Here is a 25,538-nt window from a genome sequence, read left to right as displayed (position 1 = left end):
ACTAACCATGAAAAAAACAGTGAATCTGCGCCTGACGGCAGAACATCCCATTATGAAAAACCATCTTGTTCACGGAGAATCTGTCATGCCCGGTCTGGCCTATATTGATATGCTGTATCAGCTGGCAAAGCAAAGCCTTGATCTTTCATTCCGTTCCATCTGTCTGAAACGGGTGACCATTTATCATCCTTTATCAGTGAAACGGTCAGAGCGGCTTGATGTGAGTGTCATATTCAGTAAAGAAAAGGAGTTCTGGACAGCCGCGATTTGCGGGGCGGATTCCGGGACGGTTTTCTTATCAGCGGAGGTGCATGAAGGAGTCTTCTCATCAGATAGGCGCCTTGACGCAGGGGAGAAAAAACAACAAGCCGCACTTCCATCAGTCTCTTTGCATACGGTTTACGAAGACGCGAGAAGCCGCGGACTGTCGCATGACGGGCTGATGAAGCCGGAGGGAGAGATCTATGCAAATGAAGAGGAATGTTTCCTTGATATTCGGCAGTCTGATTCATGCCAGGAAAATCTCCCCGGCGCTCTCTTTCATCCCGCGCTGATGGACGGTGCCGCCATGGCCTCCGGCGTATTGCAGACAGCTGCAGGCGCCGGTTTGTTTTTACCGATTTATTATGATTCGTTTATTGCCGCTGAGACCGTTACGGAGCGCTGTTACGCGGTGATTTCGAAAAAGTCCGGCACGCCTTCTGAAATGGTGAAAATGGATATTGACTTTTACAACCTCAGCGGTGCGCATATTGCTTCACTGCTCGGCCTGACAGCCAAAAAGGTGCGGACAGACCGGCAGCTGATACCAGGCGTTCAGCAGATGGAGGAAACCTTATACCGCATTTTCTCAACATACGTAGGCCGTCCTGTCACAAGAAATGATGCGCACACCGTGTTTTTTGAATTAGGTCTTGAATCGTCACAGCTTCTGGCCATTATTAAAGACATCGAAGAGGCGTTTGATCTGCGGCTGAATCCGACTCTTTTATTTGAGTGCAGCAGCATATCCGAACTGCTTGAAGACATAAAAACAAAAGGAACAGATGAATCATCCGGCCTTGTCGCGGATGCAGCACCGGTCTCTGAAACGCAATCAGGCAGTCAGACATTTACTTTCTATGAACATGAAGCATTCCTTCAGGATCATCTGGTTTTCGGCAAACCGGCACTGATGGGTGTAGTGTATCCGTGTCTGGTGCTTGAAGCATCCGGAACGTCTCATTCCGGCACGTATCCCGCCGGGCTGAAAGATATCCGTTTTACGGGCGGGCCCGTCACGCTGGAGCCGGGAGAGGCCGCACATGTTGACATTTCATTTGCGGCAGAAAAGAGTGCCGAACGCTTTACCGCAAGCTGCACTGTCTCCGGTAAAGAAAGCCGGAAGACGTGTGCCGAAGGAGAAATAAGCAGAGGTATAGAGGCACCCGTAAAAAAATCATATGACGTTGAACAAATGAAGGCGCATGCACAAAAGGTAGCACCGGATGTCATTTCCCGTCTGTACGATTCGGTTGCCGACTTCACGATAGGCCCGATGCTGAAAACGGTAACGGCGGGATACAAAATGAGTGAGAGCTCCTTTTTATTGCAGCTGGACTTATCAGGAAAAAAAGAAAAAGGCGATCTGCATCACTTTGCATTTGACCCGCTTATATTGAATTCATGTTATATGTCGCTCGGTGAAGAAGAATTGCAGCTGAAAAAGCGGATTCACGTCCCGCTCATGATTGAGAGGCTGACGCTTTACGGACCTGTCATGTCTGATACCGTCTATGTGGTGAATACAATCAAACATAAAAAAGACGGGTTTCTCTCATTTGATGTCGCAGTCCTCAGTCATACCGGGGAACAGCTGGCGGAATTGAAAAACGCGTCTGTGAAAGAAGTGCTTCAGCCAAATCGGCTTGAAAATGCGTCTTTTGCCCCGTCCGGGAATCAAAGCCGTCAGAAAACGAAAGGAAACCCGCTGGATATTGCCATTGTCGGGGTTTCCGGCAAGTATCCGCAGGCCGATGATATCCATGCGTTTTGGGATAATCTCAAACAAGGAAAGGATTGTATTACCGAAATTCCGAAAGATCGCTGGAAATGGGAACATTACTTTTCCGAGGACCGGACGGCGCCGGGAGCGATCTACAGCAAATGGGGCGGATTTATTGACGGGATCGCCGATTTTGATCCTGAGTTCTTTAAGATTTCCCCTCGTGAAGCGGAACACCTTGATCCTCAGGAACGGCTGTTTTTGATGCATGCGTGGATGGCCATGGAGGATGCGGGATATACGAGGACATCACCTGAACTGGGCCGTCAGGTAGGTGTGTATGCCGGAGTCATGTATCAGGAATACCCGTTATTCGCGGCTGAAGCGGGAGTGAAAGGACGGCATATCGGGCTCCCCGGCGGGATTTCATCCATTGCTAACCGTGTCTCCTATTTTTGCGATTTTCAAGGGCCGAGCATTTCGGTCGATACGATGTGTTCGGGTTCGCTGACTTCATTGTACATGGCGTGCCGGGATCTGCGGGATCATCGGATTCGCGCGGCGCTTGCCGGCGGAGTGAATCTCACCGTTCATCCTAACAAGTACTTCATGCTGAGCCAGGGGCAGTTCATCTCATCTAAAGGACACTGCGGGAGTTTCGGCGCCGGGGGTGACGGCTATATTCCGGCAGAAGGGGTCGGGGTGCTGCTTCTTAAACGTTTAGAAGACGCCGTACAAGACGGAGATCGGATTTACGGCGTCATTAAAGGAGCTGCCATTAATCACGGCGGGAGAGCGAGCGGTTACACCGTACCGAACCCCAAGGCGCAAAGCGAAGTCATTTCTCAAGCTTTACAGGAAGCGGGGGTATCTCCGGGCCAGATCAGCTATGTGGAAGCGCATGGGACAGGGACGAAATTAGGCGATCCGATTGAAATCCGGGCTTTAACCGATGCATTCGGTGATGTTCCTGAAACATGTCTCATCGGGTCTGTCAAATCAAATATCGGACATGGGGAATCGGCAGCAGGCATCGCCGCTGTCACAAAAGTGCTGCTGCAGATGAAGCACAAACAAATCGCCCCATCTTTGCATGCGGATGTTTTAAATCCGAATATCCAATTTGACGAAGGGCCGTTTTCCGTCTGCCGGGAATTAACAGATTGGAAACTGATTGCAGCAGACGGAGAAGAACAGCCGCTCAGGGCGGGGATCAGCAGCTTTGGTGCGGGCGGTTCTAACGCGCATATCATTATTGAAGAATATGAGGCTCCTGTAAAACAAGCAATCAGCAGCCAAGAGCCGGCTGTCATTCTGCTGTCTGCGAAAAATGGGGAGCGTCTGACAGAATATGCGGAGCGCCTTCTTGCTTTTCTTCAAAAGAAGCATACGGATAAGCCGGACTTATTTGATGTCGCATACACTTTACAAGCGGGGCGGGAAGCGATGGATGAGCGGCTGGCTTTCATTGCGGACTCCCTTAAGGAGCTGGAGGACAAGCTCAGATCGTACTTGGAAAATGAAAACGCACCGCATCTTTACAGGGGGCGGGCGAAGCGAAATCATGAGACAGTGGCTGTGTTTGAATCTGATGAAGATTTGCAGGAAGCCATGGGCAAATGGCTGAAAAAGAGAAAGTACGGTCATTTGCTGAACATGTGGGTGCAGGGAATCGATGTGGACTGGAACTTGTTATATTCGGGACAAAAACCCCGGAGAATCAGTCTTCCCGCCTATCCGTTTGCAAAGGTCAGATGCTGGATTCAAGATGAAGCCGAGGCGGTTTCAAAACGGGATGACGGCAAAACGGTGATCCATCCGCTGCTTCATGAAAACACATCCGATCTGTGGGAGCTGAAATTCACTTCTGTTTTTACCGGACGGGAATTCTTTTTCACTGACCACACAGTCAATGGGGATAAGGTGCTCCCGGGAGCCGCCGTGATCGAAATGGCCAGGGCGGCCGTTGAGCGTGCCGCATACGCTGTGCCGGACGGACGTAAAGGACTGTATTTGAAAGATCTCATATGGATGAGGCCTGTTGTTCATAAGGGGACGGATGTAGAAGTCCATATCAGCCTTATCCTTAAGGAAAATGAAGACATTGAATTTACGATTTACAGCCTATCGGAAGAACCCGGGGGAGAACGGATTATATACAGTAAAGGCACCGCGGTATCAGGAGAGATAGCAGCGGTTCCGTCAGTTCACTTAGAGGGCTGGCTGTCCGGGTGCAGCCAATCGGTTATGACGTCTGATGAGGTTTATCAGGCTTTCCGGCATGCGGGTATGATATACGGGCCGAGCCATCAAGGAATTGATCAGCTGATGATCGGAGAGAGGGGCGCTGCAGCCCGGCTGTCGCTGCCAGAAACGGCAGACAGTACCGCCGATCAGTTTGTCATCCACCCGAGTCTTCTAGATGCCGCGTTTCAGGCGTCACTGGGTGCCGGTTCAGATACTGCCGGAGACACTCCGATGCTGCCGTTTTCCCTGAGGCAGGCAGAAATATTTCAGCCGACTCAGAAAACGATGTGGGCGCTTGTCCGCAAACAGAGCGATCGGTCAGATAACGGAGCGCTGACGCTGGATATTGATTTATGTGATGAAAACGGCGCTGTTTGTATGAGATTGACAGGCTTCTCCTGCCGGGCTGTCCGGCAGACAAACCAAACCGAAAGCAAGCGGCAGGAAGTTCAGACAGCGATGCTTGCCCCTGTTTGGGACAAAACTTTCTTTTCTCTGGAAGAAAGTCGAGCGGTTGATCAGGAACAATTGCTGATCATCGGAAAGCCGGGACATACCATAAAGGCTGCGGCAAAAATGTGGCCCCGCGCCCATCTGGCGGAGACGCCGGATCATTCAAGCGAGCAAACATTACGTGAATTGACAGCCGGGTATCAGGATATCCGCCATTTCTTATGGATTGCGCCGGATCGTTTCGCACCCGCATCCGTCAGTCAGGAAATGCTTGATGAGCAGGAGAATGGGGTGATTCAATGTTTCCGTTTCATCAAAGCGCTGCTGTCACTCGGGTATGGAAACCGAAACATCAGCTTTACGGCGGTCACCCGGCAGACACAGTCCGTGTATCCGGGTGATCTGCCGCAGCCTGAGCATGCAGGTGTACACGGTTTGATCGGTTCATTGGCAAAAGAATATCCGAACTGGGACATCAGGCTGATTGATACAGAAGAAGGCAGTGATTCGTCTGAGATGAAAAACATCTGGCGCCTTCCTCCAGATCCGGACGGAAATGCTGCTGCGTACCGTAACGGAGCTTGGCACAAGCAAAAAACAGTCCGAGTGCTGACAAGTTCCGCTCCGCGTATGTCGTACAGAGAAGGCGGCGTTTATGCTGTCATCGGCGGAGCGGGCGGCATCGGAGAAGCATGGAGCAAATACATGATCACCCGTTACAAGGCACGAATGATATGGATCGGCAGGCGGCCGAAGGATCAGGAGATTCAGAGCAAAATAGACAGGCTGGCGCAATCAGGCCCCGCGCCGCATTATATACAGGCTGATGCTCAAGATGCCGCAGCGCTTAAAGCGGCCGTCCGTTCCGTAAGAGAGCAATACGGCAATATAACGGGAGTCATCCATTCCGCGATAACGCTTGCCGACAAAAGTATGGCGAATATGGATGAAGCTTCTTTCAGAAACGCTTATTCAGCTAAGGTGAATACGAGCGTCCGAATGATCGAAGCTTTTAAGGGAGAACCGCTTGATTTTGTGCTGTTTTTCTCATCCGTTAATTCTTTCACAAAAAATGCCGGGCAAAGCAACTATGCGGCAGGGTGTACATTTCAAGACGCCTTTGCCCGCCATATCGCTTCCTTGCTTGATTGTGAAGTGAAAGTCATGAATTGGGGATATTGGGGCAGTCTGGGCGTTGTATCAGACCCGTCTTACAGAAAACGGATGGAGGCGTCAGGGATCGGTTCTATTGAACCCGATGAAGCAATGGAGGCGCTGGAAGTCTTACTATCAGAACCGTTCAGCCAAGCGGCATTCATTAAAGCTGCTCCGCACGGCTTAGCCGCGCTGACGGATCAAGATGCAATATCGGTTGTATCCGGCCCGAAGCCTTCATTTATGGAAAGCGTCAAGCGGCAAAATCCGGATGGGAATGAACGGCTTGAGACTTTAAAACGAGAAATGGAGTTGCGCATATGAACAGCCTTCTTTGCAAACTGCTCTTTTACCAATTACAGTCAATCGGTTTTTTCAGCGAGCCTGTCACTACACCTGCAGCATCCATGCGGAGCGCCGGCGTGATCGGCACATACGGCAGATGGCTGGAAGAAAGCCTGAATCTATTAAAAGAAAACGGATATATCGCGTATGACGGATACACGATCACCCTCCTCACGGATCAGCGTCCGGACAGCCGCACAGTCTGGAATGAGTGGAATGCCCATAAACGCCTGCTTCCCAATGGGGAGCTTGCGCAAGCTGAATTGGCTGAGGCGACGATAAAAGCGATGCCTTCCATTTTAAAAGGGGAACGTCCGGCTACGGATATCGTATTTCCCGATTCATCAATGCGGCTCGTTGAAGGTGTTTATAAGCATAATCCTGTCGCGGATTATTTTAATGAAGTGTTAGCAGATTCCGCGGCCGCTTACTTGAAAGCTTATCTTACAGAACACCCCGATGCCCGCATCAGGCTGATAGAAGTAGGGGCCGGGACGGGCGGAACGAGCGCCATGCTGTTTACAAAACTGAAACCATTCGCAAAACAGATTGCGGAATATTGTTATACGGACGTTTCTAAAGCTTTTTTAATGCATGCTGAACAGGAATACGGACCTGATGTGCCGTATTTGACAACAGCCTTGTTTAATGCGGAGGAGCCTTGCGAATCACAAAATATCAAAACGGGTGTTTACGATATTGTCATCGCCGCCAATGTGCTTCACGCCACAAAAAATATCGGTTTGACACTTCGCCGTCTGAAAGCGCTCCTGAAATACAACGGGATGATTCTGATAAACGAAATCAGCGATCGTTCTGTTTTTACCCATTTAACCTTCGGGATGCTTGACGGGTGGTGGTCCTATGAGGATGCTGAGCTTCGGATTCCGGGAAGTCCCGGCTTATATCCAAAATCGTGGGAGCATGTGCTGCATTCGGAAGGATACAGAGCTGTTTGTTTCCCTGCTGAAAAGGCTCATGATTTAGGTCAACAGATTATCGCAGCTGAGAGTGACGGACTCGTCCGGATGCAAGGGATCAGAGACGGCAGAAAGCCATACGCCGCCCCGACCGAAGTTTTCCGAAAGCCCGCGCAGCCTGTTTCCCGCAGCCGCGCGCCAGAGGAGCACCAAGCTGTTAAGGCTGATGGGGAATCGGTCGCTTCCCATGTCCGCTCAGTCATCAAAACAAGTATTGCCGATGTATTAAAAATGAAAGAAGAGGATATTCAGGAAGAACTGAATTTCTCTGAATACGGCATTGATTCCATTCTGGCCGTCAATGTGATTAACGAGATTAATAAGCGTTTGAATCTTACACTGCAGACAACGATTTTATTTGATTACTATCATGTGAAACTGCTGACCGGTTATATCTCGGCAGAATACGAAACCATCATAGCCTCATCTCTGGAGACCGAAAGAGCGAAAATCCGCCCGGCGCTTCAGGAAGAACGGCCTGCTGAAAAACCTCTGCAGACGGAAAGAAAGGAAACCGGTTATCAGAAACCGAAACAAGAACGTATGCCGCCTTCTTTTGCAAAGTCCGATGACTCGGGAATGTTCCGGGTTGTGATTGACCGTCCGGGCGGCATTGAAGATCTGACGATTGCCCGCAGTGAAGTGCCCGAGACAAAAGATGACGAAGTTCAAATAGCCATCCGCGCCTTTTCTTTAAACTTCGGAGACTTGCTTTGTGTCAGAGGGCTGTATCCGACGATGCCGCCTTATCCGTTCACTCCGGGATTTGAAGCAAGCGGCGTCGTGATCAAGACAGGGAGGCATGTAACATCCGTCATTCCAGGTGATGAAGTGATTGTCGGCATGGGAGAGGAATTTGGATCTCAGGCGAATCTCATCACATGTAAAGAACATCAAGTCTATCATAAACCGGCCCGGCTGACCTTTGAAGAAGCGTGCGCTCTTCCCACCGTGGCGGTGACCATGATAGACGCCTTCCGGAAAGCCGGACTTAAAAAAGGCGAAAAAATATTAATTCAGACCGCGACGGGAGGAACGGGGCTGATCGCGGTGCAAATGGCCCGGCATATCGGCGCGGAAATATATGCCACGGCCGGATCACAGAAAAAAATTGAGTATTTGCATTCGCTCGGGGTCCGCAATACCATTTGCTATTTAGAAGAAGATTTTGAAACGGAAATCATGCGAATGACCGGCGGCCGTGGGGTGGATGTTGTCATTAATACCCTGGCCGGTGATGCCATGCAAAAAGGAATGAATTGCCTGGCGCCGGGCGGAAGATATATCGAAATTGCCATGACTGCGCTGAAATCCGCTAAATCAGTCGACTTGTCCGTCCTTCATAACAATCAATCGTTTCACAGCGTGGATTTGCGGAAGCTGTCCCTTCAAAATCCGGATCAGGTCAAGGACTATCAATTGGAACTGCAGCGGCTGGCGGAAGAGGGAGTCATTCAGCCTGTCATCTCAAAAATCTTTTCCTTTGAAGACATAAAAGAAGCGTATCACTGTCTGGATGACCGCGGAAATATCGGGAAAATCGTCATCAGCGTTTCTGAGCCGTATCAAATGACGTACCGCCCCGAACAAAAGGATCCGGCCGATACAGTAAAATCAGCAGCTGTGTTACCTGAAAAAGAACCGATCGCGATTATCGGGATGAGCGGGCGGTTTGCTGAATCGGAGAATGTCCATGAGTTTTGGGAACACTTAGCCGCCGGACGGGATCTGATTAAAAAAGCAGACAGATGGGATGTCTCTGACAGCCAATGCCAGTATGGCAGTTTTATAGAGGACATTGAATGTTTTGACCCCGTTTTCTTTCATATATCGGGACGTGAAGCGACCTATATGGACCCGCAGCAGCGGCTGTTTTTGGAAGAATCATGGAAAGCGCTTGAAGATGCGGGATATGCGGGAGACTCGGTAAGAGGCCGGGAATGCGGCGTGTATGCCGGCTCCTGCGGCGGAGATTACCAGGCCATTTTTAAACAGCAGGGGCCCGCGCAGGCGTTTTGGGGCAATCATAATTCCGTCACTCCGGCAAGGATCGCTTATCACCTTAATTTACAAGGTCCGGCGATCACTGTTGATACAGCATGTTCCAGTTCGCTGACAGCCATTCATTTGGCATGTCAGGGGCTTTGGACGAAAGAAACGGAAATGGCGGTGGCGGGCGGGGTTTTCATTCAATCCACTCCCGCTTTTTATCAGTCGTCAAATAAGGCGAATATGCTGTCACCGACCGGACGCTGCCATACGTTTGATCAAAGCGCGGACGGGTTCGTGCCGGGTGAAGGCGTGGGAGCGGTGGTGCTGAAACGTCTTAGCGACGCCGTTAGTGACGGAGATCATGTGTACGGCGTCATAAAAGGCTCTGCAATGAATCAGGACGGCGCTACAAACGGAATCACCGCTCCAAGCGCGCTATCTCAAGAACGATTGGAACGGCATGTCTATGACACTTTTCACATTGATCCGGAAACCATTCAAATGGTGGAAGCTCACGGAACGGGCACTGCACTGGGCGACCCGATCGAATTCGGCGCCTTAACGCGCGCTTTCCGCCGCTATACGGATAAAAAAGGATATTGCGCCATCGGCTCTGTGAAAACCAATCTCGGACATGCCGCTGCGGCCGCGGGGATGGCCGGACTGTTTAAAATCCTGCTGTCGCTGAAGCATCGGCAGATTCCGGCTTCCCTGCATTTTCACCAAGCCAATCAGCATATTCAATTTGAGGACAGCCCGTTTTTTGTGAATGAAAAGCTGATACCGTGGGAACGGAACCCGGATGCACCGCGCAGAGCCGCCATCAGTTCATTCGGATTCAGCGGAACAAATGCCCATCTTGTGATTGAAGAGGCGCCGCAAACCGTGCGCCGGTCACCGGCAAAACCGGCCTGCCTCATTCCTTTATCTGCGCGGACGGAGCGTCAGCTGGAAATTCAGGCAGAACGCCTGCTGGATTCACTCAGCAAGAACAAAGACAGCGATCTGGGAAATATAAGTTATACGCTCCTGCTCGGCAGAAAGCATTTACATCACCGGTTTGCCTGTATCGTAAGCAGTGCGGACGAACTGAAGCGGGTATTATCGGAGTGGCTTGTAAAAAGAGAGCTTCCGGGTGTGTTTGTGTCCAATTTGAAGGATCAGAAGCCGGCAGAAGAAGCCGGAATGAAAACATTCGGAATGGAATGCATTGAACAGTGCCGCTCAGCGGCTTCGCCAGCACAGTACAGAGAAAGCCTGGCACATATCGCTGACCTTTTTTGCAGAGGGTATGATCTTCCTTTTACACGGCTTTTTGACGGAGGGAAATATTATAAAACGCCGCTGCCTGCCTATCCATTTTTAAAAGAAAGGTATTGGGCGGCTGATGTAAACAGTTCTTTACCAGGCCAAGCCATGAAAAAGTCTGAAACGCAAACCGTTCTCCCGTCTTCGCCGCAGCCTGAACATGAAGGGCTGATTTCTCTGACTCCTTTAACTGAGATCGAAATGACAGCATTTGAACCGGAGACATTGCAAAAACCGATCGTGTTACAGCCTTTGGATTGTACTTTTTCTGTCCGGCATCCAGAAAAAGCCGCTTTCGAAGACAATAGAACATTGCTTGAAGAATTGAGGATAAGCCTGGCAGATATTTTATTTTTGTCACCAGAAGATATTGATGCTGATGAGCCTTTCATCGACATGGGGCTTGACTCCATTATCGGGGTTGAATGGATACAAACAGTAAATAAAACGCACCACACTGAGGTTACTGCCAATAAGGTGTATGAACACCCGACGCTTAAGGAGCTTGCGGAATATATAGCGGGGCAAATAAAGAAACCCGAGTATGCTGAAGCGGAGGAAACAGCGGTACGTCCGCAAATCCCGGAAGCAGAAACGCCCCTTGCCGGCATCTCTGACGGCACTTTGCGCAAAGAGCTCAAAGAAAGCCTTGCGGACATCCTGTTTCTGAAGCCGGAAGATATTGATGAGCATGAAGCATTCATTGAGATGGGGCTGGATTCTATTATCGGTGTGGAATGGGTTCAGTCCATTAATAAAACCTATCAAGCGTCTATTACGGCAAATCTGGTCTATGAATATCCGACAATCGCAACATTAGCCGGGTATCTGACCGGTTCTGTCGAAAAAGACACCGAGGAAGTACATGAGGAACATACGAAACAAAACGATATATCAGAAGAGACAGATGATCAAGAACCGCCCGAACTGATCTGTCTTAACCCGGGTGGAAAGGGAAGACCGATTTTCTGGTTTCATTCCGCGTTAGGGGCAGTGGAGCTGTACCAGCCTGTTGCCGAACGGACCGGGCGTCCTCTTTACGGAATTCAGGCAAGAGGGTGGATGACAGACCGGGAACCGATCCGCGGCATTAAAAACATGGCCGAATATTACGTTAAGCTCATACGTACCGTGCAGCACCGGGGTCCTTACGATGTAGGCGGCTATTCATTAGGGGGCATGCTCGCTTATGAAGTCACCCGGCAATTGCAGCTGGCTGGAGAAATCGTTGAGTCAATCGTCATGCTTGACTCTTTTGACTCGGCGGGTGCGCGGGAAATCAACATTCCTGATGAATTATTTGATAAAAATATGATGCTGCAGACGGTGAACATGGCTTTATTTGCACCAATCTATCAACATCCGGAACGCATTTCTGAAACCTTGATTCATCGTGATGAACTAGATGCCGATCTTCATGAAGACATATTTTTAGAGCAATTAATCGCAAAAGCCAAACAGCGGGGGTTAACGAAGACGGACGCGTTGGTGAAAAATCTGATCAGGCAGAATATAAATGTTCAGGACGCTTACGAAATCACTGATTACGAACTCCTGCCGCTTCCAGATCCGAACGGGGTGACATGCTATTATTTCCGAAATAAAAACGGTATTTTCTTGGGTGAGCTTGATCCGTATTTTACGATCAGGGCTGATATTTTATCCGCTGATTTCGTCAACTATTGGAGCCAGTGGGAAGAGCATATGACAAACATCGCCATCATGGATGTGGCGGTATCCAACCATATGACGTTATTGGGTGAAGACAGCGCAGCCGAAACGATTTCTGAATTTTGCGGCGTTTTATATTCGGCAGACGGAATGACAGAACACAGCTTCCTGCAGCTGCAGGAAAAGATACTGAACGTGCATGGTGAGATGCTGAAGCAGCCCGCCAAAACAAGACCGTAAATTCATATATCCGCCCGCCGGGTTTACTCGTAAGCTTCGGCGGGTCATTTCAAATCTTGATCACATCTTGGAGGAATGAAAATGACCAGTTTAACAAAAATCAGACAGCAGCAGCCGTACAAGTGGTACCAAACGATGAGAGAAACCTCTCCCGTTCATTACAATGAAAAGGAAGATTGCTGGGAAATCTTCACCTATGATGAAGTGAAGCGGGTGATTTCTGACTACAGTCATTTTTCTTCCGATCATAAATACTTAAGTGCGGACAAGCAGGAAAAAATGATCCGGCATATTAACAAAGACAGCCTTTTGAAAATGGACCCGCCTGAACACACCGTCTTCAGAAAATTGGTCAATCAGCCGTTCATGCCGAAATCGGTTGAGTCTCTTGCACCGCGTATAGCCGCTATCGCTGATGACCTGCTTCAGGCCGTCCGTTCAAAAGGCAGGATGGACATTATTGAAGATTACGCATTTCCGCTTCCGATTATCGTGATCGCAGAGCTTCTAGGATTCCCTCCGAAAGACAGGGATATCTTTAAAAGCTGGGTCGACCAAAGCCAGAATGTAAAAGATGAAAAGAAAATGAATGAAGTGCAAAAGCAGATGATCGGATACTTCATGCAGTTTATTTTACAGCGGAGAAAACAGCCGCAAAATGATTTAATCAGCCATTTAATTTCAGCTGATTTAGACGGAGAGCCGCTGTCAGACAAGCAATTAATCGGTTTTTGCGGCTTGTTGATCGTCGCGGGGCACGTAACGACGGAAAATGTGATCGGAAATTCATTTCTCAGTCTCAAGGAGTTCCCGCACATTCTGCCCCGGCTGCTTGAAAATAAGGCGCTCCTTCCTGACTTTATTGAGGAAGTCATCCGCCTCAGACCTTCCATTCAGCGGGTAACCCGCTACACTGCGGTTGAGAGCGAGATTGGCGGAAAAACGATTCCGGCCGGAGAAAAAGTGTATGCGTGGATTGGATCGGCGAACAGAGATGAAAAGAAGTTTGAAAATGCCGATCAGATTGACTTGGGACGAAAGCCGAATCAGCATCTGTCATTCGGTCAGGGCAGCCATTATTGTTTAGGAGCGCCGCTGGCCCGGCTTGAAGCGAAAATCGCGCTTTCCCACTTTTTTGAACAGATGCCCGCATGGCGTTTTACTGAGGATCAAGAGCCGAATCTGGTTCCGAGCCCTGTATTTCACGGCGTTGACAGGCTGCTTGTTGAGTTTTGAACGAAAAAATAAAAGAGGCTTCCGCAGGAAGCCTCTTTACTCTGGGGGCTTGGAGAAATGAATGTAGGAATCGAAGCAATGAACGTGTTTGGCGGAACCGCGTATGTAGACGTCATGGAGCTTGCGGAACATCGGAACTTGGATAAAAAAAGGTTTGAGAACCTGCTGATGAAAGAAAAAGTGGTGGCGCTTCCGTTTGAAGATCCGATTACGTTCGCCGTAAATGCCGCAAAACCGATTATCGACTCTCTGTCAGAAGAGGAACGGAATCAGATTGAAATGGTCATCACCTGTACGGAATCCGGGATTGATTTTGGCAAATCCATCAGTACATACGTCCATGATTATTTGCAGCTGAAGCGGAATTGCCGGTTATTTGAGGTGAAACAGGCTTGCTATTCTTTAACGGCCGGGTTTCAAATGGGCGTGAATTTCATCTTATCGCAAACATCGCCGGGAGCGAAAGCGCTCATCATCGGAACGGATATTTCCCGCTTTTTAGTGGCTGAAGGCGGTGACGCGTTGACGGAGGAATGGTCCTATGCCGAACCGAGTGCGGGGGCGGGAGCTGTGGCGCTTTTAGTCAGCAGCACCCCTCATGTCTTTTTGCTTGATCAAGGCGCAAGCGGGTATTACGGGTATGAAGTCATGGATACCTGCCGCCCGATTCCGGATAGTGAAGCGGGGGATGCTGATCTGTCGCTCATGTCTTATTTGGACTGCTGTGAAAAATCATTTCAGGAATACCGAAAGCGTGTGAGCGAGGCGGATTATAAGAATACATTTCAATACCTTTCTTTTCATACTCCGTTTGGCGGAATGGTAAAAGGAGCGCATCGGACGATGATGAGAAAATTGGAAAAGGCTAAGCCGCAAGACATTGAAGCGGATTTTCAGCAACGCGTGCTGCCTGGGATTCAATACTGCCAGCGCGTCGGCAACATCATGGGGGCCACCGTATTTTTATCTCTTGCCAGCACGATTGATAACGGCTCTTTTGAAACGCCGAAACGCGTCGGCTGTTTTTCATACGGTTCGGGCTGCTGCTCTGAATTTTACAGCGGTGTCGTTATGCCGCAAAGCCGGACGCGGCAGAATCAATTTCAGATCAGCCGGCATTTGGATGAACGCGTCCGTTTATCGATGGCTGATTACGACCGGCTGCTCCAAGACAGCGGCATCGTAAAATTCGGCACAAGAAATGCCGCGCCCGCAGCAGACATCCCGAATGCGCATCAAGGAAAAACACGATTGGTGCTGACTGAAATAAAAGAGTTTCACAGAAAGTATGAATGGACGACCTAGTATCAGAAACACTCAGAGCCGGAAAGGCTTGAGTATTTTTAAAGAAACGGAGAATAAACATGAACCCAATGATTGATGTACAGGAAACAGAACCGGGCATTGTGCAGGTCACAATGCAGGATACGGCCGGGAAAAACGGGCTGTCAGAAGAGTTTGTCAGAGAGCTGCACCGGGTATTCCAAGACATCAATGCCCATCCGTCCTATAAAACCGTCCTTCTGACGGGTTACGGAAATTATTTCTGCACGGGAGGAACGCAGGAGGGGCTTTTGACCATTCAGAGCGGAAAGCTCCAATTTACAGATTTAAAGCTTCACAGTCTTTTATTGGATTGCAGGATTCCCGTGATTTCCGTCATGCAGGGGCATGCGATCGGAGCCGGCTTTACGATCGGTCTGAGCTCGGATTTCGTGATTTTAAGCAGGGAGAGTTTTTATTCTTGTAATTATATGAAGTACGGATTTACACCGGGAATGGGCGCGACGTATATTGTGCCTGAAAAACTGGGAATTGTCCTCGGGGAAGAACTGCTGTTTACAGCCGCGAATTTCAGCGGCGCCGCTCTGGAAAAACGGGGAGTTCCGTTTGAAGTGCTGCCGAAAAAAGACGCCCTTCAAAGAGGCCGCGAATTAGCCCGGCTGCTGGCGGATAAACCGAGAGCCTCACTGGTTGCGCTGAAAACCAATGTGACCGCACGGATCAAAAGAGAGCTGACAAAAGCGGTTGAGGAAGAGGTGAACATGCACGAAGCCACATTCCATCTTCCAGAAGTAAAAGAGAGAATCAGCCGCTTATACGGCAGTTAAACAGAATGAAAAAAGCATGGGAAGCCCCATGCTTTATCACTGGTCCGTCTTTTGCAGAACGGAGCCTGCGAATTGTTCTTTAATTTCGGCGCTCCGGGCTGCGGTTTCTGCGATGCAGTGCATGATGGCTTCTTCAAAGCGGCGCTCGTCTAATGCGCGAAGGCCTGCTTCAGTCGTGCCGCCCGGGCTTGTGATTTCCTTGCGCAGGCGTTCAGGCCGTTTGCTGCTTGTTCTGAGCATTTCCGTCGCCCCGGCCATGGTTTGTAAAATCAGCTCTTTTGCCGTTTCTTCCGGCAGGCCGGCTTGAAGGGCGGCTTTTTCCATTGCTTCGACATACCGGTACACATAGGCGGGACCGCTTCCGGCAATGGCTGTGACGGCATCAAGGTGTTTTTCTTCAAAGCGCGTCGCTTCTCCGATTGTTTCCAGAAGCTCTTTTGCCGTCCGGATTTCAGCTTCACTCGCCTCGGAGCTTGCGGAAAAACCGGTCGCCGATTGCTGAATGGCCGCGGATGTATTCGGCATCGCCCGGATGATGGTGAGCTTTCTGCCGAAATATTGCTGAATCGTGTGAATCGTCAGCCCTGCGATGACAGAAATCACAAGCTGATCTTTCACGTATTCGCGAATGTTCTCAATGCTTTCTGCCGCATCTTTCGGTTTAAAGGCAAGAACGATAATGTCGGTATTGCTGAAAAATTCTTCTTTATCCCGGCACGGTTTCACTCCGTACGTTTTTTGGAGCTCTTCAAGCCGGCTGTCATTTGACCGGTTTGTCATATATATATGTCCGGGGGCTGTCATTCCGCTTTGCAGCAGTCCGTTCACCATTGCTTCCGCCATTGATCCGGCCCCGATAAAACCGATTTTCTTCATATAAATCCTCCTTCTTCTCAAAACACAAAAAAACCTTCCCGTCAAAAAGGACGAAAAGGTTTCGCGGTACCACCTTACATTAGCACGAATCAGCCGTGCTCAGCTCAAATCCCGTAACGAGGGGATACGTTTAGGTTTTCCTAACCGCTCTGAGGGCAGGTTCTGTAAACAAGAGGGCCGCAATGTCTTTCAGCCGGGGACATTGCTCTCTGCTGCCGTTGTTTATATACTAGTTCCTCGTCATCGCGTTCCGTGTTTTCTAGTTTGTTGTTCATTATGCTATGCGCAAGAGCGGGATGTCAATCTTTTTTTCCGATATGCGGCAATAATGACACAGTGAAAAGAAAACGCTAAAATATGATTATTCAGGAATGAAAAGAACGAAGGAGCGTAAACATGGCAGCGAGAAAGATCATTCCGATACGTGTGCCGACTCCGTTTGCAGTCGGCGACGTTATCGTTTATTTAGTAAAAGATGAAGCCTTAACCCTTATTGATTGCGGCCCGAATACAAAGGAAGCGGCTGAATCGCTCTCATTGCAGCTTAAGGAACACGGGGTTTCTGCGGCGGATATAGAACAGGTGGTGCTCACTCATCATCACGCAGATCATTCAGGTCTGCTCCACCTTTTTTCCGATGATACGGAAGTGATCGGGCATCCGCTGAATGACAGGTACATTACTCAGGATCAGTCGTATATCGCCCGGCAGGAGGACTTTTTCCTGTCGCTTATGACTGAAATGGACGTTCCCCTGACGCCTGAAGACATACATAAAACAGTTAAGCTGTCATACTTATTTTCTGCAAACCGTCCGTTAACGAAAACAGTGGGAGAAGGCGGGAAAATTGACGGGCTTAACGGCTGGACGGTGCTCGAAATCCCGGGTCATGCCGCTTCTCACATTGCGCTCTACCATGAAAAAAGCGGTGAAATGTTCAGCGGCGATCTGCTTTTGTCCAACAGCTCCACCAATCCGATTCTGGAAGCTCCGGAAAAGGGGGGCGTGCGCGCGGCCCCGATGCTCGACTACTTGAACTCAATGAAGCGGCTGTATGACGTAAACCCGTCCTTTTTATATCCGGGACACGGCGATCTGCTGACAGACGTAAAGCCTGCTTTTGACAGGCGGCTTGAAAAACAGAGAAACCGGTCGGAATATGTGCTGCGCATGTTGTCAGAGGAAACGCTGACGGCTTTCCAGGTATGCCGGCGGCTGTTTCCGGCTGTTTATGAAAATGAAATGTTTTTAACGATGTCAGAAACGATCGGCCATCTTGACGTGCTGGCCGCCGAAGGGAAGGCTGTATCCTTTCAGTCGGGGAACACTCTGATGTTTAAAGCTGTGAAGGGGTGAAGGAAATGGGCAGATTAACGGATAAGCGGATTTGGATCACCGGAGCATCCGGCGGACTCGGAGAACGGCTTGCATATTCCTGCGCGGCAGAAGGAGCTCATGTTTTTTTATCCGCGAGGCGGGAGGACCGCTTGCAGGAAGTGAAAAAGACGATTACCGCGCGCGGCGGACAGTGTGATGTCATTCCGTTTGACGTCCGGCATGCAGAAGAGGCTGAAAACGTAAGGCGTTTGATCGGTCATGTTGACGTATTAATCAACAACGCCGGCTTCGGCATTTTTGAAACGGCCGCTGATTCATCTTTGGATGATATGAAGGCAATGTTTGAAGTCAACGTCTTCGGATTAATCGCCTGTACGAAGGCCTGTCTTCCTGTGATGCTTCATGCGAAAAGCGGCCATATTATCAATATCGCCTCACAGGCCGGCAAATTGGCGACGCCGAAATCAAGCCTTTATTCCGCTACGAAACACGCCGTTTTAGGGTATTCCAATGCGCTGCGGCTTGAGCTGGCCGGTACGGGTGTAGCTGTGACAACGGTTAATCCCGGTCCGATCAAAACAGACTTCTTTACAATTGCAGATAAAGAGGGCGGTTATGTGAAAAGCGTCGGCAGATGGATGCTTGATGCCGACCATGTGGCAGAGCGCATTACATCCGTGATTCTGACGGATAAACGGGAAATGAATCTTCCGCGATGGATGAGCCTCGGGACGAAGCTGTATCAGCTTTTCCCTTCGTTTACAGAAAAACTGGCCGGCCGCGCATTAAAGAAAAAGTAACAAGGGGGAGAAAGGAATGTCCGACCGGGATATACACAAGGCATTGATGGCAGAGCCTTTCGTCAGGCAAATGGCGGAGGCGCGTGAAGTATTTTGGATCAACCCGCATAAAACCGATGATCCAGTAAAGCATGGTGCTGAATGGAAACAGGAGATTGCCGAAGCGGAAGAAAGGCTGCGCCGGTTTGCGCCTTATATCGCGTCGGCTTTTCCGGAGACGGAAGCGGAGGGAGGCCTCATTGAATCTCCGCTTGTCTTGGTCAATGAAATGAAGAAGCATCTGGAACACAGCGCCGCTCAGGCTTTCCCCGGGCGTCTGCTTTTGAAATGCGACGACGAACTTCCGATTTCCGGTTCTATTAAAGCGCGCGGCGGGATTTATGAAGTGCTGAAGCATGCCGAAGACCTCGCGGTAAAAGCGGGAATGCTCTCAGCAGACGACGATTACAGCATATTGACTGAAGAACGGTTTACCGCTTTTTTCTCAAAATACTCTATAGCCGTCGGCTCTACGGGCAATTTAGGTCTGAGTATCGGCATAATCGGCGCAAAGCTCGGCTTTTGTGTGACCGTTCATATGTCCAGTGACGCAAAGCAGTGGAAAAAGGAGCTGCTCCGGGAAAAGGGGGTTCGCGTCATCGAATATGAAGCAGACTACAGTCTGGCTGTCAAAGAGGGGCGCATGCAGGCGAAGCAGGACCCTTATTGTTATTTTATTGATGATGAGCATTCCCGGGATCTGTTTTTGGGGTATGCCGTTGCGGGAAGCCGTGTGAAAAAGCCGCTCGATCAAATGAACATAAAGCCTGATGCAGATGAACCGCTTTTCGTTTATTTGCCGTGCGGGGTCGGAGGAGGCCCGGGCGGCGTCGCGCTTGCGCTAAAGCTGATCTATGGCGAGCATGTCCATATTTTTTTCGGTGAGCCGACGCATTCACCGTGTATGCTGTTAGGACTGTTTTCCGGCTTGCATGACGGAATCAGCGTGCAGGATATCGGTCTTGATAATCAAACAGCCGCCGACGGACTTGCGGTGGGAAGGCCGTCCGGACTGGCCGGCCCTCTGATGGAGCCTATACTAAGCGGCTGTTATACCGCCGATGACGGCACGCTTTTTTCGCTGCTTTTTCAATTAAGGGCGGCCGAGAATAAGAGCCTTGAACCCTCTGCACTCGCCGGACTGGCCGGAGCCGTCAAGGTCGTTCAGACCGAAGCCGGAAGCCGGTATATAAAAGAGCGGGGGCTTGAGATGGAAAATGCCGTGCACCTTGTGTGGAGCACCGGCGGAAGCATGGTTCCGGAGGAGGAAATGGAAGAGTACAGCCGGATCGGTTCCTCATTTGTGAAAAAAATGGGCAGACAGTGAAGCGGTTTTCCGTTACAATCTTTGTAAGCGTTTGTTTTTTTATCGGAAAGCCATACAGAGAGATTGGTGTGAATTGTGAAAAGTAAAGAATTGAACTTACATACATTGTATACGCAGCACAGCCGCGAGTCGTGGGCCGGATTCGGCGGCCATCTTTCCATTGCCGTTTCAGAGGAAGAAGCCAAGGCCGTAGAAGGGCTGAATGACTACCTGTCGGTGGAAGAAGTAGAAACGATTTACATTCCGCTTGTGCGCCTGCTCCATCTTCATGTCACGTCTGCCGCAAGACGGAATCAGCATGTCAATGTGTTTCTGAAGCATCCGCATTCAGCGAAAATCCCGTTTATCATCGGAATCGCGGGCAGCGTCGCCGTCGGCAAAAGCACGACGGCGAGAATTTTGCAAAAGCTTCTTTCCCGTCTGCCGGACAGGCCGAAGGTGAGCCTGGTGACAACCGACGGTTTCTTGTATCCGACGGCGGAATTAAAAAGAAAAAACCTTCTGTCCAGAAAGGGATTCCCGGAAAGCTACGACGTGAAAGCGCTGCTTGAATTTCTGAACGATATAAAGTCAGGGAAAGAGAGAGTGGAGGCGCCCGTATACTCCCATCTTACGTATGACAGGGAAGAGGGCGCCGTCGAGGTTGTCGAAGGTGCGGATATCGTTATTATCGAAGGAATCAATGTCCTGCAGTCGCCGACATTAGAGGACGACAGGGAAGATCCGCGGATTTTTGTATCGGATTTCTTTGATTTTTCGATCTATGTGGATGCCGAAGAAAGCCGGATTTTCACGTGGTATTTGGAGCGTTTCCGCCTCTTAAGAGAAACCGCTTTTCAGGATCCGGCTTCTTATTTTCATAAATTTAAGGATTTGTCTGATGCAGAAGCGGATACCATGGCCGCCTCCATTTGGGAGAGCGTCAACCGTCCGAATCTGTATGAAAATATCCTGCCGACAAAATTCAGATCGGATTTGATTTTGAGAAAAGGTGATGGCCATAAAGTTGAAGAGGTGCTGGTAAGGCGGGTGTGATGTGAGGAGGAAGCGAATATTATGATACATCATATTGAGTTGTATGTATCTGACTTGAAAGCCTCCGCCCGGTTTTGGGGATGGTTTTTAGGTGAGCTCGGTTATAGGGAATTTCAAAATTGGGACTCCGGCATCAGCTGGAAAAACGCAGGATTTTATGTTGTGCTTGTACAGACAGAGGAGCGTTTTTTAACACCGGAGTACCACAGATGCCGGGTCGGGCTGAACCATCTGGCTTTTCATGCTGCATCAAGAGAGCAGGTTGACGAGATGACAGAAAAGCTGATTGCCAGAGGATGCCCCGTGCTTTACAGGGACCGCCATCCATATGCAGGCGGAAGCGCGCATTACGCCGTATACACGGAGGACCCGGATCGGATAAAAGTGGAGCTCGTTGCTCCTGCTTCTGAATGAACTATAACTTTTCGTTTTTTTCTTCGCGCAGCGCGTCGAGTTTCTTTTCGATTCTGTCCAATTGTATGCGGCGCTTGTTCAAGCTTCTGAATACGTATATCACGGCAAACAGGAAAACCGCGGCTGCAATAAATGAAATCAATTGAAAAATGATATCACCGATGTTCATCTTTTTTACCTCCGTGTGCGGCGGGCTTCTTCAGCCCGCCGTTTTTGTATTTTGACCGATGTGAAGACATGGGGGATGAATCAGTCCTAGCTTTGTGTTTTTCTGAGAATGAATAGTTTCTGCATGTGGCTTATGACCACTTTTGCGGCCGCATATCCCGGAATGGCCAGCAGCATCCCGGCAATTCCTGAGAATTTGCCGGCGGCAAGCAGAAGAAAAATAATGGTCAGCGGGTGAATGTCCAGCTTCCGTCCCATAATTTGCGGGGAAATCAGCTGGCTTTCAAGCTGCTGGACAATGACGACGACCGTAATCACCAGCACCGCCTCGGTCGGTGAATCGAACAATCCGACAATGACTCCCGGAAATGTGCCGATCCAAGGCCCGATAAACGGAATCAGGTTTGTCACCATGGCGAACGCGCCCAGAACGAGCGGATAATCGAGCCCGATTATAAAATAGCCGATTGTGACGAGAACGCCGACACAAAAACTGACGAGCAGCTGTCCTTGTATGTATGAACTGAGAGCTTCATCCATGTCCTGAAGGATTTGTTTTCCTTCTTTTTGATGTTTTTCCGGAAGAAGCCGCAGCAGTCGCCGGGGGGCTTTGTGTCCTTCTTTTAACATGTAATACAGCGCAAACGGAATAATGGCGGCGGTGATGGCGGCATTGGCAGCCGTACCGGCCAGGCTGCTGAGAGAATCAGCGATTGAACCGGAATAATTTGCGGCTTTGTCTGCTAATTTTTTAAAGGAATCCCCATGCTGAAGCCGGGAGAACCATTTGCTGTCCTGAAGATGCCCGATCCAATTTTCAGCTTTTGCGGAAAGCTCCGGAATATGATCTGTGAAGGCTGTAAACTGTTTTTGAACGGCAGGGCCCGCCGTATAAAGGAAGAGGACAAAAAGGCCGGCTGTTCCCGCATAAATCGCTAAAATCGCGATTCCTTCGGGCAGCTTTAATTTCGCATGCAGCACTTTGACGAGCGGGCGGCACAAATAGTAAAGGACGCCCGATAATACAATAGGCGGAAACAAGGTTTTAACCGTAATCACAACAGGCTGGAACAAAAAGTCTATTAATGTTCCGAGATAAATGATGAGAAATAACAGAAGAACGGCATAGCCGATCCTGAAATAAGGCCCGACAGGCATATCCTGCACCACGCAATCTTTAAGGGTTTACTCTCGGACGTTTCCCTTATCGCCCGGTGCATAAACGTCCGTGTCAGGAAAACTGCCCCTGATTGGTGACGTAATCGTAGATAATATCTTCTACATGGGCATGGAGATCCTCATCGGGTTCTTCATTCCTTCTTTCTTCTAAAGCTTTTTTTAAACTCTGTTTTTCATAGGGGCTCAGCGGATCTGTCGACACATTCCGTCTATACTGGCGGAGGGCTTGTCCCAGCATTTTTTCTATAAATTGATCCATCATATATTCTCCTATTCTTGTCATTCATCTTTATTCTACTAAATATCATGTGATCCTCCCACTCTTCTATCATATTTTCTGTCAGGCCGGGGTAGGATTTTTATTCCAATTCAGCTGAGAGAATACGATGAAACGGCAGCGTTAACGCATCTTCATCGTTTATGATTTTTAAACGTTTTTCGTCATGCCTCACTTGTTTTACCCAGCCCCAAAAGCGGCGGGGGCCGTGTGCGGAAGCGTAGGTGACCGAAATGGCCCTGTCTTCTTCAATTGACGCCGCAATGATGCGGTTCATGTCGTTCAGTTGCTCTTCGCTCAGTTCCGGAGGCCGGAATTCCCGTTCTTTTCGTTTTTTTGCAAGCAGCTGCTCCCGATGTTCGGGCAGCATCATCCGGCTTGATTCCCACATGACATTATACCCGGGTGTTAATTTGTTCGGATTCATGTATATCACCTCAAATTATTTGTAATGCCCGCCGATTTTTTCAGCCCGGTGAAAGGCTTGGCCGGCCTCTGTCAGTGAAGCGGCATGGAGGAGCGACGCAGGGCCGTACCGCTCATGAATATCATCCAATACTTTGCCGAGACTGATCTTTTTTTCCTGGGCATCGAACAGGCTCAGCTGAACATAATCACAAGGCTCCAGCTGGGAAAGGGAGACGCCGGCGCTGCGGACGGGCTCACCGTTCCAATGCTCTTTGAAGAGCTTGACCGCCGATTTGAAAATATCCATTCCGAAATTAGTCGGAGACACCAGCTTTCTCTGTCTGTGAAAACCTGAAGGGAATTCAAAATCAGCGCCTCTGATGCTGACCGAAACCGTATGGCCGATGTATTGTTTGAAACGGGCGCGGCGGGCCACTTCTTCGCTTAACTCCAGCAGCACGACTTTGATATCCTCAAAGCGGCTGTAGTCTCTCGGGAGGGTCATGTTATGGCCGATCGCTTTTTGCCGGCTGTGCGTGTTGACGGTGACCGGAGAGGGATCGATGCCGCGGGCTGTCCGCTGAAGCAATTCGCCGTTAATGCCCCAGCGTTTTTTCAGCAGTTCGGCTGGGTGCCCGGCAAGCCCGCCGATTGTGCTGATGCCCATCCGTCTTAAATGATGCTCCATCCGTTTTCCGATGCCGAATAATTTTCCGACCGGCAGCGGCCACAGATCCTGCCTGATATTTGACATATCCAATCTGTGGATGCCGGATGCGTTTTTTTTGGCAAAATGGTCGCAAGCCATTTTCGCGAGCGCCTTATTCGGCCCGATGCCGACACGGGCATAAATTCCGAATTCACGCATAATCGCTTGCTGAATGCTTTCGGCAATTGTAAAAGGATCACCGAACAGCCGCCTGCTTCCGGTCACGTCGAGAAACTGCTCATCGATGGAGTAGGGTTCTACAAGATCGGTATACCGTTCAAACAGTTCGGTAATCATGACGGATACATCAATATACCGCTGCATCCGCGGACGGACAATAACGGCGTCGGGACATTTGGCCTGCGCTTCCCACAGCCGTTCGGCATTTTTTACGCCGTATCGTTTGGCGAGCGGACAAGCCGCAAGCACGACGCCGCTGCGTCTTTCGGGATCTCCCGAGACAATCACGGGCCGGTTTTTGAGATGAGGCGCTTCCGCTTTTTCCACAGACGCATAAAACGATTGCATATCTACAAGAAGAATATCAGCCATAAAAAAACCCCCGGGAACATTTGTTCTGTTTTTCATTGTACCCGAACAATGATCACGTTTATACTGGTAAATCATTCCCCGGCTGGAAGGCATGCTGATTCGTTTGCTTGAAAAGAAATCATTTACAATTGCAAACAACCCACATATAATTTTTTATATTCCAATGAGAAGAGCTGACATTCATATTGCCGGACGAAAAGGAGAGTCAATCGATAATGGATATTCGAACAATTACCTCTGAAGACTATGAAATGGTTACGTCTGTTTTGAATGAATGGTGGGGCGGCAGGCAGATGAAAGACAAACTGCCGCGCTTGTTTTTTGAACATTTTCAGGACACAAGCTTTATCACGTACGGGCCGGAGGGAATGACCGGTTTTTTAATCGGTTTTCAGTCACAAACAGACCCTGAGACAGCCTACATTCATTTTTCCGGTGTGCATCCGGATTTCAGAAAAATGCAAATTGGAAAACAGCTCTACGACCGATTTATGGAGACGGTGAAGAAAAGGGGCTGCACAAAAGTCAATTGCGTGACGGCGCCTGTCAATAAAGTATCAATCGCTTATCATACAAAATTAGGCTTTGAAGTTGAAAAAGGAACCAAAACCGTAAACGGAATCCCTGTTTTTGCGAATTATGACGGTCCGGGAGAAGACCGGATTCTGTTTGTGAAATATATGTAGAGGGGGAT

Annotated in this window: 17 protein-coding genes; 11 read left to right on the top strand and 6 right to left on the bottom strand. The window is 49.5% G+C overall.

Features of this window, described 5'->3' with window-relative positions:
* The first annotated feature begins 7 nt into the window (after positions 1 to 7).
* From NYE50_RS13230 to NYE50_RS13210, 5 genes are all read left to right on the top strand, one after another.
* On the top strand, positions 8 to 6,163 hold the full coding sequence (locus tag NYE50_RS13230; RefSeq protein WP_224988766.1) for a type I polyketide synthase: 6,156 nt from the start codon (positions 8 to 10) through the stop codon (positions 6,161 to 6,163).
* On the top strand, positions 6,160 to 12,375 hold the full coding sequence (locus NYE50_RS13225; RefSeq protein WP_340765076.1) for a beta-ketoacyl synthase N-terminal-like domain-containing protein: 6,216 nt from the start codon (positions 6,160 to 6,162) through the stop codon (positions 12,373 to 12,375). Before NYE50_RS13230 ends, NYE50_RS13225 begins: the two co-directional genes overlap by 4 nt.
* An 81-nt stretch (positions 12,376 to 12,456) precedes the next feature.
* Positions 12,457 to 13,611 carry a cytochrome P450 gene (locus NYE50_RS13220; RefSeq protein WP_003153276.1) on the top strand — a complete coding sequence of 385 codons (1,155 nt, stop codon included), beginning with the start codon at positions 12,457 to 12,459 and terminating at the stop codon, positions 13,609 to 13,611.
* Between the two features lie 57 nt (positions 13,612 to 13,668).
* Positions 13,669 to 14,916, top strand: a complete 1,248-nt coding sequence (locus NYE50_RS13215) for a hydroxymethylglutaryl-CoA synthase family protein (RefSeq protein WP_100261883.1) — start codon at positions 13,669 to 13,671, stop codon at positions 14,914 to 14,916.
* A 59-nt stretch (positions 14,917 to 14,975) separates the two neighbouring features.
* Positions 14,976 to 15,722, top strand: coding sequence for a polyketide synthase (locus tag NYE50_RS13210; protein WP_224988762.1), 747 nt, complete (start codon positions 14,976 to 14,978; stop codon positions 15,720 to 15,722).
* Positions 15,723 to 15,758: 36 nt separating this feature from the next.
* On the opposite strand, the gene proC is transcribed toward NYE50_RS13210, so the two are convergent.
* Positions 15,759 to 16,598 carry a pyrroline-5-carboxylate reductase gene (gene proC, locus NYE50_RS13205; protein ID WP_021494272.1) on the bottom strand — a complete coding sequence of 280 codons (840 nt, stop codon included), beginning with the start codon at positions 16,596 to 16,598 and terminating at the stop codon, positions 15,759 to 15,761.
* 396 nt (positions 16,599 to 16,994) lie between these two features.
* Here proC and NYE50_RS13200 point away from each other — a divergent pair, with 396 nt between their 5' ends.
* The 5 genes from NYE50_RS13200 to NYE50_RS13180 all read left to right on the top strand — a co-directional run bounded on the left by NYE50_RS13200 (position 16,995) and on the right by NYE50_RS13180 (position 21,551).
* Positions 16,995 to 17,954: an MBL fold metallo-hydrolase gene (locus tag NYE50_RS13200; RefSeq protein ID WP_224988760.1), complete on the top strand. Its 960-nt coding sequence runs from the start codon at positions 16,995 to 16,997 to the stop codon at positions 17,952 to 17,954.
* A 5-nt stretch (positions 17,955 to 17,959) separates the two neighbouring features.
* Positions 17,960 to 18,736, top strand: a complete 777-nt coding sequence (locus NYE50_RS13195; RefSeq protein WP_017418085.1) for an SDR family NAD(P)-dependent oxidoreductase — start codon at positions 17,960 to 17,962, stop codon at positions 18,734 to 18,736.
* 16 nt (positions 18,737 to 18,752) lie between these two features.
* Positions 18,753 to 20,102, top strand: a complete 1,350-nt coding sequence (gene dsdA / locus NYE50_RS13190) for a D-serine ammonia-lyase (protein ID WP_224988758.1) — start codon at positions 18,753 to 18,755, stop codon at positions 20,100 to 20,102.
* A gap of 75 nt (positions 20,103 to 20,177) precedes the next feature.
* Positions 20,178 to 21,137, top strand: coding sequence for a type I pantothenate kinase (gene coaA, locus NYE50_RS13185; protein ID WP_003153290.1), 960 nt, complete (start codon positions 20,178 to 20,180; stop codon positions 21,135 to 21,137).
* 24 nt (positions 21,138 to 21,161) lie between these two features.
* Entirely contained in the window at positions 21,162 to 21,551 is a 390-nt protein-coding gene (locus tag NYE50_RS13180; RefSeq protein WP_117364007.1) for a VOC family protein, read from the top strand.
* A 1-nt stretch (position 21,552) separates the two neighbouring features.
* Here the strand turns inward: NYE50_RS13180 and NYE50_RS13175 are convergent, their stop codons facing one another.
* The 5 genes from NYE50_RS13175 to NYE50_RS13155 form a co-directional block, all read right to left on the bottom strand.
* A complete protein-coding gene (locus NYE50_RS13175; protein ID WP_017418083.1) occupies positions 21,553 to 21,720 on the bottom strand; it encodes a DUF4083 family protein in 168 nt (55 codons plus the stop codon).
* A gap of 86 nt (positions 21,721 to 21,806) precedes the next feature.
* Positions 21,807 to 22,877 (bottom strand): AI-2E family transporter, encoded by a 1,071-nt coding sequence (locus tag NYE50_RS13170; RefSeq protein WP_129091128.1) that lies wholly within the window; start codon positions 22,875 to 22,877, stop codon positions 21,807 to 21,809.
* 73 nt (positions 22,878 to 22,950) lie between these two features.
* Positions 22,951 to 23,157 carry a YqzH family protein gene (locus tag NYE50_RS13165; RefSeq protein WP_224988756.1) on the bottom strand — a complete coding sequence of 69 codons (207 nt, stop codon included), beginning with the start codon at positions 23,155 to 23,157 and terminating at the stop codon, positions 22,951 to 22,953.
* Positions 23,158 to 23,257: 100 nt separating this feature from the next.
* Entirely contained in the window at positions 23,258 to 23,602 is a 345-nt protein-coding gene (locus NYE50_RS13160) for a YolD-like family protein (protein ID WP_007409390.1), read from the bottom strand.
* Between the two features lie 15 nt (positions 23,603 to 23,617).
* Complete coding sequence (locus NYE50_RS13155; RefSeq protein WP_224988754.1) at positions 23,618 to 24,844, bottom strand: DNA polymerase IV; 1,227 nt, start codon at positions 24,842 to 24,844, stop codon at positions 23,618 to 23,620.
* Positions 24,845 to 25,059: 215 nt separating this feature from the next.
* Between NYE50_RS13155 and NYE50_RS13150 the strand changes: the two genes are divergently transcribed.
* The gene (locus NYE50_RS13150; protein WP_014418298.1) at positions 25,060 to 25,530 is read left to right on the top strand and encodes a GNAT family N-acetyltransferase; all 471 of its coding nucleotides are present in this window, start codon (positions 25,060 to 25,062) and stop codon (positions 25,528 to 25,530) included.
* Positions 25,531 to 25,538 lie beyond the last annotated feature (8 nt).

It is taken from the genome of Bacillus sp. EU55 (assembly GCF_038005925.1).
Lineage (GTDB): Bacteria > Bacillota > Bacilli > Bacillales > Bacillaceae > Bacillus > Bacillus velezensis.
The sequence above is the reverse complement of the archived record's forward strand: the minus strand, read 5'-3'. Positions and strand labels throughout refer to the sequence as shown.